At 41.1% G+C, this 15,045-nt stretch carries 12 protein-coding genes; 8 read left to right on the top strand and 4 right to left on the bottom strand.

All coding sequences use genetic code 11. The features are described from left to right. Positions 1 to 12: 12 nt before the first annotated feature. The 3 genes from LZG71_RS24735 to LZG71_RS24725 all read left to right on the top strand — a co-directional run bounded on the left by LZG71_RS24735 (position 13) and on the right by LZG71_RS24725 (position 3,617). Complete coding sequence (locus LZG71_RS24735) at positions 13 to 1,446, top strand: Gfo/Idh/MocA family protein (RefSeq protein WP_233825007.1); 1,434 nt, start codon at positions 13 to 15, stop codon at positions 1,444 to 1,446. 140 nt (positions 1,447 to 1,586) lie between these two features. Then, positions 1,587 to 2,492, top strand: a complete 906-nt coding sequence (locus tag LZG71_RS24730) for a hypothetical protein (protein WP_233825005.1) — start codon at positions 1,587 to 1,589, stop codon at positions 2,490 to 2,492. 72 nt (positions 2,493 to 2,564) lie between these two features. After that, positions 2,565 to 3,617 carry a YhcG family protein gene (locus tag LZG71_RS24725; protein WP_233825003.1) on the top strand — a complete coding sequence of 351 codons (1,053 nt, stop codon included), beginning with the start codon at positions 2,565 to 2,567 and terminating at the stop codon, positions 3,615 to 3,617. Between the two features lie 49 nt (positions 3,618 to 3,666). Here the strand turns inward: LZG71_RS24725 and LZG71_RS24720 are convergent, their stop codons facing one another. Continuing rightward, the gene (locus LZG71_RS24720; protein ID WP_233825001.1) at positions 3,667 to 4,527 is read right to left on the bottom strand and encodes an AraC family transcriptional regulator; all 861 of its coding nucleotides are present in this window, start codon (positions 4,525 to 4,527) and stop codon (positions 3,667 to 3,669) included. A gap of 318 nt (positions 4,528 to 4,845) precedes the next feature. Here LZG71_RS24720 and LZG71_RS24715 point away from each other — a divergent pair, with 318 nt between their 5' ends. Together LZG71_RS24715 and LZG71_RS24710 are read left to right on the top strand one after the other, a co-directional pair. After that, positions 4,846 to 5,277 carry a hypothetical protein gene (locus tag LZG71_RS24715; protein ID WP_233824999.1) on the top strand — a complete coding sequence of 144 codons (432 nt, stop codon included), beginning with the start codon at positions 4,846 to 4,848 and terminating at the stop codon, positions 5,275 to 5,277. 277 nt (positions 5,278 to 5,554) lie between these two features. Then, entirely contained in the window at positions 5,555 to 6,379 is an 825-nt protein-coding gene (locus tag LZG71_RS24710; protein ID WP_233824998.1) for a sugar phosphate isomerase/epimerase, read from the top strand. A 60-nt stretch (positions 6,380 to 6,439) separates the two neighbouring features. Here LZG71_RS24710 and LZG71_RS24705 read toward each other — a convergent pair whose 3' ends face one another. Further along, positions 6,440 to 6,991, bottom strand: coding sequence for a hypothetical protein (locus LZG71_RS24705; RefSeq protein ID WP_233824996.1), 552 nt, complete (start codon positions 6,989 to 6,991; stop codon positions 6,440 to 6,442). Positions 6,992 to 7,269: 278 nt separating this feature from the next. On the opposite strand from LZG71_RS24705, the gene LZG71_RS24700 reads away from it, so the two are divergent. Together LZG71_RS24700 and LZG71_RS24695 are read left to right on the top strand one after the other, a co-directional pair. Then, a complete protein-coding gene (locus LZG71_RS24700) occupies positions 7,270 to 9,744 on the top strand; it encodes a TonB-dependent receptor (protein ID WP_233824994.1) in 2,475 nt (824 codons plus the stop codon). A gap of 23 nt (positions 9,745 to 9,767) precedes the next feature. Further along, complete coding sequence (locus tag LZG71_RS24695; RefSeq protein ID WP_233824992.1) at positions 9,768 to 10,946, top strand: PepSY domain-containing protein; 1,179 nt, start codon at positions 9,768 to 9,770, stop codon at positions 10,944 to 10,946. A gap of 86 nt (positions 10,947 to 11,032) precedes the next feature. Here LZG71_RS24695 and LZG71_RS24690 read toward each other — a convergent pair whose 3' ends face one another. Together LZG71_RS24690 and LZG71_RS24685 are read right to left on the bottom strand one after the other, a co-directional pair. Next, positions 11,033 to 12,274: a hypothetical protein gene (locus LZG71_RS24690; protein WP_233824990.1), complete on the bottom strand. Its 1,242-nt coding sequence runs from the start codon at positions 12,272 to 12,274 to the stop codon at positions 11,033 to 11,035. Positions 12,275 to 12,729: 455 nt separating this feature from the next. Continuing rightward, positions 12,730 to 14,157 carry a glycoside hydrolase family 125 protein gene (locus tag LZG71_RS24685; RefSeq protein ID WP_233824988.1) on the bottom strand — a complete coding sequence of 476 codons (1,428 nt, stop codon included), beginning with the start codon at positions 14,155 to 14,157 and terminating at the stop codon, positions 12,730 to 12,732. Between the two features lie 220 nt (positions 14,158 to 14,377). Here LZG71_RS24685 and LZG71_RS24680 point away from each other — a divergent pair, with 220 nt between their 5' ends. Then, positions 14,378 to 14,929, top strand: coding sequence for a hypothetical protein (locus tag LZG71_RS24680; protein ID WP_233824986.1), 552 nt, complete (start codon positions 14,378 to 14,380; stop codon positions 14,927 to 14,929). The last annotated feature ends 116 nt before the right edge of the window (positions 14,930 to 15,045 follow it).

Raw genomic sequence — 15,045 nt, 5'->3', positions numbered from 1 at the left:
CCCAGAATAAAAATGAACATCAAAAAGGAAAACAACCAGGACAGAAGATCCTTCCTTAAAAAAGCAGCAACCGGAACAGCAGGTATTATCGCCGCTTCTATGTTCCCGACCATCGTGCCGGCGAGTGTTTTTGGCAAAAATGCTCCCAGCAACAAAATCAATATCGGTCAAATCGGTTTCGGACGGATTGGCTCCTCTCACGATTTGCCAGAAGTAATTAAAAATGAGGCTGCACACGTTATAGCAGTTGCCGATCTGGATAAAAACCGACTGGCGCAAGGAAAAGCCTGGATCGAGAAAAAATATGCGGAACGTACCGGAAAAGAAAAATACCTGGAAGTAAAAACTTATGACGACTACCACGAAATTCTTGCAAGAAAGGATATAGATGCAGTCATTATCAGTACGCCTGATCACTGGCATGCACAACCTGCTATGGAAGCTGCCGTGGCAGGAAAGCACATATACATGCAAAAGCCTACTTCCCTGACCATCAAGGAAGGAAGGGAAATGGCTGATATGGTGATCAAAAAGAAGGTCATTTTCCAGCTTGGGAGCCAGCAACGCTCCGTGAATCCCTGGCCACAGTTTAAAAGAACCTGCGAACTGGTCAGAAATGGCAGGATTGGGAAACTGAAAAAAGTATATGTTGGACTACCGGGCGATCCGGCAGGTGGGAATCCCGCTCAGATGCCAGTGCCTTCTAATTTAAACTATGACATGTGGCTGGGCTCAACGCCAGAAATATATTACACACTGGACCGGGTTCATTCACAAACCGACATGCACAACGAAAGACCGGGATGGTTGCGGTTGGAGCAATTTGGTGCCGGAATGATTACCGGTTGGGGTTCACACCACATCGACATTGCACATTGGGGAATGGATACCGAACTTACGGGACCAATAGAAATTGAGGGCACGGCAACATTCCCGGCTCCGGGTTCAGGGCTTTGGGATGTTCATGGCGATTTTTTGGTCAATTCTAAATATGCCAATGGCGTAGAAATGGAAATTGGCGGCACCAATCCAAACGGAGTGAAATTTGAAGGAACAGAAGGGTGGATATTTGTTTCCCGTGGTAATGTAGGCGTAACAGCAACCGATCCCGGCGCGTCGCAAGCCAAAGAAAACAAGGCATTTTATGCAAGCGATCCAAAGATTTTAGGATCGGTAATCGGTCAAAATGAAACCCATTTGTACGAAAGCCCTGAGCAACACCAAAACTGGATTGAAAGTATACAAAGCGGCAAGCAGACCATCAGCCATGCAGAAATTGCGCAGCGCTCCTGCACCGCCTGCCTTCTGGCGCATACAGCAATGAAGCTGGGGAGAAAACTGAAATGGGATCCTAAAAAAGAAGATTTTATAAATGACAAGGAGGCATCAGCAATGCTTTCCAGACCACAACGCGGAATTTATGGCACTTCGAAGGTGAAGGGATGATTCTTAGTAATTTTCATTTGTTTGAAACAACCTCTGTGGGAAGCCATAGAGGTTGTTTTCGTTTTGCGTGATTCAGGGAGAAAAGTATAAATTGCTCAAAATTCAGCAACAGGTTAGTTTGGCACCAACAAACATTAAAAATGAACAAATTAAAATTCCTGATCTCCCTCCTATTCTCCGGCAGCAGTTTGTTCGCTCAAACTAGCAAGCAAATACAGATTCCCGGCACCAAATACAGCATGGTTCCTCCGGCTGGTTTCGTGGCATCCAGCAATTTTAGCGGATTTCAGAATAATGTTGCCTGTGCTTCCATTATGGTCAGCGAACTTCCTGCACCTGTTTCAACAATTAATAATGGCTTAACAGCAGATGCGCTCAAAACCAAAGGAATGACTTTAATTGAAGAGAAAAGTGTAGATTTTAACGAAGGTAAAGCGAGAATTTTGAAGATCAGTCAGCCTGCGAACGGGACTGTATATTTGAAACAAATGCTGGTTTTCGGAGATAGCCTCAAAACGGTAATGGTCAATGGTATTTATCCCGAAGCATCTCAAACCAACGAAGCCGCGCTGCTGGACGCCATGCTTTCCACAACTTTTGATAAAAATCAGAATGACAACCCGCTGGATGCCGTTAATTTTAGAATTGACGTATCGGGTACCGAATTCAAACTGGCGAAATACATGAGCGGAAGCATCATTTATACGAAGGACGGCAAGATCCCGACAAACAAACCTATGTTCATTGCCGGTGGTTCTATTTCCAAAATGGCTATCCTTGATCGAAGGGTTTTTAGCATTGAAAGGCTGAGAAAATTACCTGGTGGGGAGTCAGCAACAGTTGAGAAAATCAATGAAGTTGAAATTGACAAGCTTCCCGGTTACGCCATCCTCGGACATAACGATTCGGATAGCAGTACGATTTACCAGGTGATACTGTTCACTGACACAGATGATTATTACATCCTGATCGGCATTGCGAAGGAAAACAAAGAAGAAAACCTCGCTTTGTTTAAGAAGGTTTCTGAGAGTTTTAGGAGGAAGTAATAAGATATCAGTTTCAGAAAATTATGTTCAGTTTATTGTAAAATTGCCTGTACTATTACGGACATCAGAAATATGAATCAACCGAAAATTATTGGAGAGGTAGATACACTTTATACCAGTATTGCTGAGCTAATTAGCCAAGCAAAAACGAAGGTTGCTATTACTGCCAATGCAGAATTAGCATTGTTAAACTGGAAGGTTGGGTTGTACGTCAATGAGTTTGTATTACAGGGTGATAGGGCTAAATACGGCAAACAAATTGTCTCTAATTTGTCCAAAATGCTTACTGCTAATTTTGGCGGCGGTTGGGGTGAAAAACATATTAGACATTGTCTCCGCATTGCAGAGACAATTGATGAAGAACAGATTGTCTACGCAGTGCGGAGACAATTGAGCTGGACACATTTAAAAACAATAGCTTATGAAGAAAATCCAATAAAACGACTGTTTTATATCGAAATGGCCATTAATCAACGCTGGAACACAAGAAAACTGGCGGATGAAATAGATAACATGCTTTATGAAAGAACGGCCATAGCAAAGCACCCCGAACAACAGATAAAACTGGCCTTACAAGAATTACAAACCAAGGATGTTATCAATCCGGATCTCTTTTTTAAAAGTACCTACGTACTCGATTTTCTGGGATTGAAAAACACCTATTCAGAAAAAGATCTGGAATCAGCTTTGGTGAGCAATCTTGAACAGTTTATTATGGAACTGGGTAACGGATTTGCCTTTATGGAAAGACAAAAACGAATCAGTATTGATGCTACTGACTATCACCTGGACTTGCTGTTTTACCACCGAAAACTAAAACGTCTTATTGCGATTGACTTGAAACTGGGAAAGTTTAAGCCCGGTTATAAAGCACAAATGGAGTTGTATCTGCGATGGTTACAAAAAAACGAAATGCAAACCGGCGAAGAAACGCCTATTGGCTTGCTGTTGTGCAGCGAAGGCAATACCGAACATATAGAACTCCTGATGCTGGACGAAACTGAAATTAAAGTAGCTCAATACCTTACCGAACTACCAAGTAAAGATTGGTTTGCCGATAAACTGCACAAGTCCATGGAAATTGCAAAAATGAACGAGTTAAACAAATACCAAAGAGAAGGTTAAATAAACGAAGGCGAAATTTTCGCCCTTTGCAGTCACAAGATATTTCTGATCAATAATTCCCCTTATACTCTCTCGGTGTATGCCCTATGTACCTTTTGAAATTTCTGTTAAAATTCGATAGAGAATCAAATCCGCTATCGTAGGCAATTTGTGCAATGGTCCACTGGTCTTCCAAAAGCAGTTTGCAGGCATGACCAATCCGGATCTCATTCACGAAATCAATGAAGGTTTTATTGGATCTTGCCTTAAAATAACGGCAAAATGCAGCTTCACTCATTCCTGCCAGTGATGCCACATCCCCCAAGCGAATTTCCTGCGCAAAATGCTGCAACACATAACTATGCACTTTTTGCATCCGTTCGGTTTCCGAAATCTTGTAAGTGTTCACATATCCGTAACTGGCAATAGGCGTTCCGCCTTCCTCCTGAGACAATTTGTGCAGCAATGTCATTAACCGAAGCACACTTTGAAAACCTTCTTCATGCATCATTCCGACCAGCTCTGAGCGAACGTGATCTCTTAACGCTCCCTTGTAAGCAATTCCCCTTTTTGAATCAATCAGCAATTGCCTTAGTCCAAGCATTTCTTGCCTGTCCAGAAAGTCCTTTCCCAAAAAATCCTCCTGAAAATAAACCACGATCCCATGTGTAGACAGCCCGGAATCCGGTAGAAAATAATCAGAATCGCTCCTCCATAAATGTGGAATATCCGGTCCCAGAAAAACCGTATCGCCTGGTTCAAAAGTATGAATTGAGTCGCCTATCAATCGCTTTCCTGTACCTTCCATCACAGTGAACAGCTGGTAGTGCGGATGAAAATGCCAATTGGGGTCAAAATGCGACTCTTTCAATTCCTGAACGGTCACTGTCCTCACCTGGCTTTCTATATTTTTATGGATGGGCGCCTTCATATCACACCTTTATTTTGATCAAAAATATTGAATTCAATACAAATATATATCAAAATATAGCGCAATTAGCATTTTTTTAGTTATTTTAAAATACAGACTTTCAGGACTGCGTATATCTCTTAAACGGCATTTATACAGATTCTGAATAAATAATTCGCAAAAGAAAAAGGCAGAAAAATCGTTATTATTCTACCCTAAAACTGAAACAATGCAGATTCTGGCATCATTTTTACTTGTCAGAAACGATATAACGTGACGCGTTAACCCATGTGAACATTGAAGAACACAATCCTTTTATTGGTCAGAAATATGCATTTTATGAGAAACTTTAAGCTATGGACAGTTTTACTGTTATCTGCTATTTTGGCTGGCTGTGGAAAAACCGCAACAACAATTGTTAGTGACAAAGAAATTACCGGAAAATGGGAACTCGAGAGCGTTGTTCAGAAAAGGGATACCATTCACAGACCTGCAAAAAAGAATGGCATGTACGACGTGAGCTTAACTTTTAAAGAGAAGGGCGACCTGGAAGCAACATCTTCTACCAATTACCTCACCGGATTTTACGAAACCGCTCAGTTGAATGCCATTCACCTTGGTGGTGACGGAACAGAAAGAAAAGAAACATCATGGGGCAACCTTTTCGTAAACGCTCTGCCGCAGGTAAACCTGTACGACCTCAAATCGAACAACCGCCTGATCCTATTTTATAATAATGATAGCCAGCTGATATTTAGCAGAGCACGATAAACAAAGCTATTTCAACTTTCTTAATAAAACCGAATCGCGAGCATGATCCGGTTTTATTTTGCCCGGCATACTTTATTTTGCCAGAAAAACCGACCATAACATGATTACAAAATCAATATTTAGTCAATACTAATCAAATGAGATTATATGGTTAGCATTTTATTTCTGTAAAATTGTACAAAAAAGCCTGTTAGTTCGCTTTCGGGCAAATGCTACTAAATCCATTTATGTAACTACGGTGCAGCCACACGGCTTTAACCGTTCAAAATTGATATTGATGAAATACAGTATGAACCTCCTTTTGTGGGGGAATCAAATTGATGAAAGTCTTTTTCCAACCCTTGAATTAATTAAAGAAATTGGTTTTGACGGTGTAGAAGTCCCCATTTTTAACACCAATCCTGAGCACTGGTTTGGCTTCCGCAAAAAACTGGACGAGCTGGGTCTTGCCTGTGAAACGGATACGATTTGCGGTCCGGATACCCACCTGATCAGCCCCGATCCGCAGATGCGCAGGAAAACGATCAATCATCTTAAAAGCGCATTGGACTGCTCGCTTGTTTTGGGTGCAACCAAGCTTATGGGCCCTTATCATTCCGCATTAGGTGTTTTCACCGGACAACCAGCAACCGAGCAGGAATGGCAATGGGGAATTGAAGGAATTCGTGAGGTTGCCGACTATGCTGAATCTCTGGACATTACACTGGGTTTGGAATATCTGAACCGTTTCGAGTTATACCTGACAAGCTGCGGAGATGAACTGATCCGGTTTGTTGATGAAGTAAATCATCCAAACTGCAAGATTATGTTCGATACTTTTCATGCAAACATTGAAGAAAAGAATATAGGCGATACCATGCGTAAAGCCGGAGATAGGATCTCATTTATTCAGCTTTCAGAAAACGACCGCTCTACACCCGGCAAAGGAAATGTAGACTGGGATGGTATTTTCAAAGCTATCAAAGACATTAAGTATGATGGCTGGATCAGTATTGAAGCATTCAGCCCAAAACTTCCGGTAGCCAATATATGGCGCAAAATGTTCGACTCGGAAGAGCAGTTGATGCGTGACGGACTGTCGTTTATTAAGGCGAATATTTAGGCAAGAATGGGAGAAAGAATCCTGTGTCAAAGCTTTCTCCCATTTAAGTATAAAAAGTAGCTATTCAATTTTAACGATTACAAACCCATTATTATAATTTCCTTTTAAAGTCTTTCCATTTTCAAGCATAAGATTAAAAGACACTTCATAAGAAGGCGCCTTACCACTCACATCGACATAGCCGGAAATTGCCTCAAATTCCTCAAAATCTAAGGCATCAGCATGTTTTTTCTGGTCCTTACTGAATAATACATAGGCATATCCAGAATTCTTTTCTTCTTGGCCGGTGGAATCTACGATTGTATATCTGCCATTTGTAAATTGATCTCCTCCACTATACAGATCCAGATCTATAAGAAAAGACATGGAAACATCTTCCACCTCTTTCGTTACAGGATTATAGGTTATCTTATCATCAAGCATGTAAAATTCCAGATTATACTCCTTCTCCCATGCGCCATAGTCCTCAATCAAGCCATCTTCCAATGATATTTTTCTTCCTTCGAAGTCAACTTCATTGGTGAATGGAGAAATATCTTCCTTTTTTGATTTGCTACAAGAACTTAATGTGAATACTAAAAAAAGAGCAGAAACAATTATAGACGCTTTCATAAACAGGAAGGTTAGTAGATAAATAGGACTAACAAGATCATTTAAAGTCACCTAGCACACATTAACTTATAACATCACCACTCAAAAAACCTGTTCAGATTAGATCTTTCCGAAATGAAAATCGAAGCTACCAACACTCTTTATTGCAACAATTTAAAATCAAATTCCTATAACCAAAAGTGACTTATTTTTTACACAAAAATTCTCTCTATATTATTTTGCATTAGTCTAAATAAGACTACTTTTGCTCCCCAATTCAGCAAAATTTTATTCAGACAATGAGAATATTCTTTACGTTTCTTCTTTCGTCACTGGTCTTTTCTGCATTTGCACAAACGGCCGAGATCAAAGGAAAAATCACCTCACAAAATAATCAGCCCGTAGAACTTATTAACCTCATTCTCAAAGAGACAGGAAAAGGAACGGTTACTTCCGAAACAGGAGAATTTGTGTTTACAGGACTCGAAGCAGGCAGTTATCAGATCATCGGTACCGGTATTGGATTCAAACGTATTGAAAAACAGGTATTGCTCGCAGAAGGCCAGATTGTAACTGTTGAACTCGAAGCCGTTGAAGACGCCCGCCTTCTTCAAACCGTGGATGTGATCGGAAATTTGGAGTCGAATTATAAAACAGATCTGTCATTTATCGGAAGTAAGACGGCAACTCCTATCAGGGAAGTACCGCAGGCGATCTCATACATTACAAAGGAAGTGATGCACGACCAGGGAACGTTTTTGATGGGCGACGCTGTCAAAAACATGAGCGGGGTGAATCAGTTTACCTTTTATGATGACCTTACAATCCGTGGCTTCAGAATGAATGGGGGCAGTACTACACAGCTGTTCAACGGATTACGTACGTTTTCTGGTTTCTGGAAACAACCACCCGTAAATTACCTTGAAAGAGTTGAAGTAGTAAAAGGTGCAGCATCGGCTCTGTACGGAAATACTTCGCCTGGAGGAACCATTAACAGGGTTACCAAAAAACCATTGATGACGCCAAGGAAGTCGCTGTCATTCACAACAGGAAGTTTCAATACGCTGCGCGCACTGGCAGACTTCACAGGTCCGATGAACGAAAATAAAACCCTCCTCTACCGACTAAATGTCGGTTATGTAAATGCGCAGGGATTCAGAAATATGCAGTTTGACAAAAACATCATCATTGCTCCATCTGTTTCTTTCCTGCCAACACAAAAAACCCGCATCAACTTTGACCTCGTATACAACAACTCAAAAAGCCGGCTGGATCGAGGACAGTCTGTGGCAGGCAATGACCTTTATTCGAGCTCAATTAAAACCTCACTCAATGCGGTGAATGATTATTTGAATGAAGAAACGTATCTGATCACGACATCGCTCAACCATCAGTTTACCCAAAACACTTCTTTAAACGTTGCCTATCTGCGTACAGGTTACAACGAAGATTTACTTGAACACAGAAGCAGCAATGTAAATGGCGTGGATTCAACGGGCGCGGCTGTGCCAAATCTGGTGGGAAGACAGGTTTTTATTCGCAAGACAAAATCGTTTATGGACAACGTAACCATGTTCGTAAACCACAATTTCAATACCGGAAAAGCAGAACACAAACTGGTTGCCGGTTACGATTACATTCAATCCTATACGCCGAAAGGATCCGGTCAACAGACTGCCAATGGTTATCTACTCAAAGCAGGAGGTGCGGCAAATTACAATAAGGACACACCTGAAAAATACGTGTTTTACAATTATACGGCAAATGGTATAACCCGAAGCATTCCAAAACCAAATATCACTCACTACGATCTGACGTTGCAGAATAACCAGATGGAAGATCTAAGCAAATACACTTATAACTTAGTTACAAATGCGGCTACAACACCAGTATTTTACCAGTTGCACGGTTTGTATTTACAGGAACAGGTGAAGATTAACCGTCTTCAAATATTGCTTGGACTTCGTTACGATACCTACATCGACAAAAAAGGATATACCACAAATAATGAAGAAAATGTGACCCAGCATGCTTTATTGCCACGGATCGGTGCTGTGTATACGGTTAATAAAAACATCAATATTTACGGAACCTACACCAAAGGATACAATCCACAGGATGCCGCCATCCAGGTAAATCCATTGGCAGGCGGACCTTTTGATCCTGTTCGCAGCAGTCTTATTGAAGGTGGAGTAAAATCGGAGTGGTTCGACGGACGCGTTACAGCAAACCTCTCAGTTTACAACATCACCCAAACCAATACACTTTACAATGCCAATGTTGACGGACGCCCGGATTTGTTGCAACAAATAGGCGAAGAACAGGCAAAAGGTGTTGAATTTGATGTAACCGGCAACATCCTGCCAAACTGGAACCTGATCGTAGCGTACAGTTACAACGATGCAAAAGTTACAGATGCAGGTACGAAAGCAATTGATCAGGTGTTGGTGAACATGCAGAAACCAAATGCTCCTAGAAATCAGGGTAGTATCTGGACAAAATATACATTTACAAACAGAGGCATCAACGGACTTGGTTTAGCTATTGGAGGTAACTTTGTGACAGAACGTAATTTATCATTAAGCAACACGCAAACTTTGCCTGGCTATGTAGTTCTGAACGGAGGTATTTACTATAAAATCGAAAAATTCCAGTTTCAGGTCAATCTGAACAACCTGGCGAATAAAACCTATTGGGTGGGTGGCTATGATTACCTGAGATTATTCCCGGGAGCACCACGTAATTTTATGGCGACCGTTTCCTATACTTTTTAGCATTCAATTTGTAAGCAATACCTGTGAAAAAAATATTGAAGAACATTGCTTCGCAACTGCATTTATGGCTGGGGGTTTCCTCCGGCCTTGTGGTTTTTATAGTGGCTCTTACCGGCTGTCTGCTCGTTTTTGAAGAAGAACTTGAACCGGTTATCAATAGATCATTTCACATTACAAGTGTACCCTCCGGTTCCGGACGTTTGTCTCTTGACAGCCTGACACAAGTCATTTCCACTGAATATCCGAACAACAAACTTTCCAGAATCATTGTCGAACCCGAAGAAGACCGGACAGTCGTTTTCGGTCTAAAACAAGGAAAAAGTGAAAAGGAGCTGCTGTCTGTAGCTGTTGATCCGTACACTGGTAAAATCACGGGTAGCCGCCAGGAACACGATACTTTTTTCGAAGTGGTGATACGCCTGCACCGGTATTTATGCATGGGCGACACAGGCAAAATCATTACTGGTATTTCATGTATATGCTTTTTAGTCATCATGATCACCGGACTGGTGCTCTGGTGGCCTGGTCGCAAAAACAGAAAACAGCGGTTTAAAGTTAAATGGGATGCATCACCTAAAAGGCTCAATTGGGATTTACACGCGGTTTTTGGTTTTTATGCACTGCCATTTGTTTTCCTGATCGCTTCAACAGGATTGGTGTGGAGCTACAAATGGGTAAATAATCTCATCTATCTTGCCTTCGACGGCAAACCTCAGCAAAAACGAGAAGCACCTTCAAACCTGATTTCGTCGGCAGCAAGCGTTACACATTATCAGCAAATACTCAACAAAACCGACCAACTTCGTTCTCACACCGGAAAAGTAACTTTCACCACGCTTGATACGGACAGTTTGAGTATTACCGTTGCCAAAACGGATGATGAAGCCGCGATCAGCAACATTGTGAGCTTTCTTTATTTTGATAAAAACACCGGCTCGCTGATATCAACCCGGCTATACGAAAACGAGACGCCCGGTTTTAAAGCAAGAAGGGTAGTTTTTCCAATTCATACAGGAAGTTTGCTTGGCTGGCCTACCAAGATCATCGCATTTATTGCCGCACTTATAACCGCCAGCTTGCCCGTTACAGGCATCATCATCTGGCTGGGACGCAAAAAGAAAAGGAAGAAAAAGGTGCAGAAAGCTATTTCCCAAAGCAGCCTCGTTGAAACGGAAGTTGCTGTTCAGAAAGGTGTTTTATAGGATTCCCTGATTTTGTGAAACGGAAAAAGAAGACGGAATACAAAGAATTTTATACTCTTTTGTATTCCGTCTTCTTTTCCAAAAAATTAATTAATATTCACCAAAGCCCACCAGGGAGCAGACTTTTCTCCGTTTTCATAGATCATACGAGCCTCATAATTTCCTGAGACAATATCTGCAGGAATTTTATATTCACAATAATACAATGGAATACTTGCGTCAGCATATGATGGATCTCCATTGGTTTTGGCAGAAATAACGATTACACTTTTGTTATTCTTTAATTCCAAATCAGGCATTTTTTTATTTGGATCCCAAGGTTTATAATAGTCTCCATAAATCCAGGGTTTGGGGTCTGCATAAAAAACCTGTCCTTTATTAAGACTCACTCTTTTTGAATCCTTAAACAGAATAGAACCTGACGGATATTCTAATTTTTCTGTCCATAATTTCCCTATACCTTTAACAGGCAGGTTCTCATCTGAGACTAAAAAATTTGTACTTGAAAGCAAGTTTTCGCCCTCGTAAATACTAAAAAGATAATCTCCATTAGTCACTCCTTCCGGAATTACAAAAGTTAAATTAGCTGGTGTTTGGACCTCGGCATTCAACCAAATCGGCTCCTTGACAAAATCATTTTCCATTTTCACCTGATACTTTATACCATTTATGAAATACCCGCCAGAGATTTCAATAGCTTTCTTTTTTGCAAAAAAAGAAAAAGTATGCATTCCAGCTCTGACATCCCCCCTTACTGGTTGATACGTATTGGGGAAAGTGAAAATTTTATCACCATACATAAGGCTTACCGAAAGTTTGGATGATGCAATTAATGATTGAGCATTGGGGAAGTCCAAATGACTGGCATAAGCTGATCCTTTGACAGTTATGTTTTTTTCTAAATCTGCCAATCCTGCACTAAGTGTTTTTAAATCTTCTGGTCGCTCCGGGATTGTTCCAACACCAGACAATAATTTGATTTGTGTATATATAGTTGATCTTGATTCTCCATAAATTGCCTGCATCTCCAAAGGTGATGTGATTTCGGCAGTGAGTTTACCCTGGTGCTCTACATAAACCTTATAATCTTTCGCAAACCAACGTTCGCCAGTCTTTTTCCTAATCGTAAAATCTACCGGTCGCGCCCCTTTGAAAATAAAACCAACTTTATTTTCTGTGATGTATGTATCTCCCTCATAATACTGTAAACTAGCACCGTCATGGAAGGTCAGATCCAGAGATACAATATTATCCGTATAACTTTCGGGAAGTAAAACCTGGATTACACTGGTGGTAGTATCCCAGGACACTTTAAGAGCTCCTTTCACATTCACGGTTTTGAGGAAATCCCTTTCTTCCGGATTCGATATTTCAATAATTGGCTGCTCCTTTTGTATCTCTGATTTTTTGCATGTCTGAAAAACCATTGCCAGACAGATGAGGGGTAAAAACAACCTGATTTTCATGATAACGAGTTGATGAATTTGGCAAATACAGTATCAATATTAGATCAATTTATATAATATTTATGATTAATGTAATGCCGCCAAATCTTTATGTTACGTAGAGAAACAAAAGAGTAAATGCAACAAAGAGCATAGTCAGTTCTCACCACAACAAAAGTTGCCACCAATGCACGGATAAAAATCTAAAATACATTCGTGTAAATCTGTGTATCCGTGGCACAAAATACAACAGAGCCACAGAGTTCTATTATATTTCTCTGTGGCTCTCCCTTTAAACTCTGTGCGCCTCCGTGTAACCTTCAACAACCCGCAACGACTTAATACACCTTCGCCAACAAATGCGGACGCTCTTTTTCCAGTTTCAGGATCAGCTCACCAAACAGCGTATTTACCCATGCAAACCATTTTCGGGTGAACTTCGCCTGATCGTCCTTATCAAATGACTCATGCATAAAACCGGTGTTATTGTGCGTCGTTTTCAATAAACGCAGCTGCGCTTCTATTTCCTTGTCGTCGGTTGAAGTTATAGCACGTGCGATGATTCCCATAGGCCATATCTGATCCACAAGTGTATGCGGACTACCTAATCCCTCTCCTGCTTTTCCTTTGAAGAAATAAGGATTTGAATCACTTAAAACAAATTTCCGCGTGTTGATATAGACAGGATCTTTCACCGACATCGCTCCCAGGTAAGGCATGCTGATCAGTCCGGGAATACCGGCATCGTCCATCAGCAGATAGTTACCAAAACCATCCACTTCAAAAGGATATATCTTACCAAACTGCGGGTGATTGTATACGGCATGTTTCTTCAATGCTGCATCAACCTCTGTTCCAAGAGCCTTAAAATCAGCAGATAACTTAGCGTCCTTTCCAGTTTTGTCAAGTATTTCGGCTACCTGCTTAAAAGAAACCACTGCAAAGAAGTTTGAAGGGATGAAGAACAGGTATTGAGAAGCATCATCGGACGGACGAAACGTACTGGCAATCAATCCGTTTGGCTTGATCGGATTTCCATATCCATTACCGGGCACCGTGTCAGTAGACCAGGCCGTGGTTCTGCCGAACTTGTAAGGACCACGATTTTCCTTTCGTTGTTGCTCCCGGCACGTTTGCAGCACAAGCCGCATTGCTTTAAGCCATTCGTCGTCGAATACGGAAGTATCTCCGGTCGTTTTCCAGTAATGGTATGCCAAACGAATGGTGTAACAAAGTGAATCCAGCTCCCACTTTCTTTCATGCAACATTGGCTTCATCTCCGTGTGATCGGTGGTCCACTCACTTTTCTTCGGCCTGTCGTAAAACGCGTTGGCATACGGATCGATGATGATGCATTTTGTCTGATGGTTGATCAGCCCTGCAACCATGTCCTTCAACTGTTTATCCTCTTTTAAAAGCGGCAGATATGGCCAAACCTGCGCAGTGCTGTCGCGAAGCCACATGGCATCGATATCGCCTGTAATTACGAAGGTATCCGGCTTGCCGTCAATGGGTTTGTAATGAACTGTTGTATCAATTGTGTTAGGGAAACAGTTCTCAAAAAGCCATGCGAGCTCCGGATCTTTGATCACCTTTTTCATACGGACAATCGTAGCCTCCACCGCTGCACTGGTAAAACTACGCTTATCAGCAGACGTACGAACTACCGGAAAATCAGCTGCGTTTTTAGCGAAAGACCAGTTTGAAATTGCCATTCCGGCCACAGCAAGTGTACTCTTTTTTATAAAATCTCTGCGTTGTGTCATTGGGTTCAGGTATTTATTAAAAATTTTAAAGAAGCAATTTAGGTAAAAATCAGTCTTGCGTTTTATTGTGCTGCAAGGTAATTTTCAAGATTCTCAAAAGGTTTTATAATAAACTCATATTCAGTTATTTTGAAATAGTTCAACCTCATAATAACTCGTAAAAATGCATAATTGTAATGCAACGATTTGTTTATATCTTTATGTGTAAATTAATATCAAAATGAAAATCAGCAAGATATACTTACCCTTGATCTTACTTGTTGCTATAGGCGGCTGTACGGAACAGGATATGGTTTCCACAGACGAGCCATTAATTCTTAGTCAGGAAATCTATTTTGAAGTAGCTCATAGCAACCAGGCATGGGCAAGCATGCACGAAGGATTTATTGTGGACAACGCAGGTGCGGTAAGAACTTACAAAAACCCAACTGCCTGGAACGAAGCAACGAATACCAAAGGATTGCTGACCTCGACTCAAATAAAAGAAAACATATCCAAAACCATAGCGACTGATTTGAAAGTTGATGTTACGGAGCTAAAAGCTCTCGTTGGAAAAATACCTAAAATCAGCACCACTGACTTCACAAAACGTATTGCAGGGGGCAATGATATGGGGCAAACCAACTTTTACGCATATCAGTATGACACCAAAAAGGAAGCTTATGTGCCCATTTTATTAAGTGAAACCGGCGACTGGCAAAGTCAGAATAAAGATAAGTCGGCAATAGAAATATCAGAGTGGCTTGAAACCATACAGGCAAAATTAAAGTAGACAAAGGTTCATTATGTAATACAACGCCTGATCACAATTCGAGATCGGGCGTTATTTTTTGCTAACAGGGCGGGTTTTACAGAGCCATGGTTGAACTACTCCTACTAAGTCTGCCT

The sequence above is a fragment of the Dyadobacter sp. CY312 genome (assembly GCF_021390535.1).
GTDB lineage: Bacteria > Bacteroidota > Bacteroidia > Cytophagales > Spirosomataceae > Dyadobacter.
The sequence above is the reverse complement of the archived record's forward strand: the minus strand, read 5'-3'. Positions and strand labels throughout refer to the sequence as shown.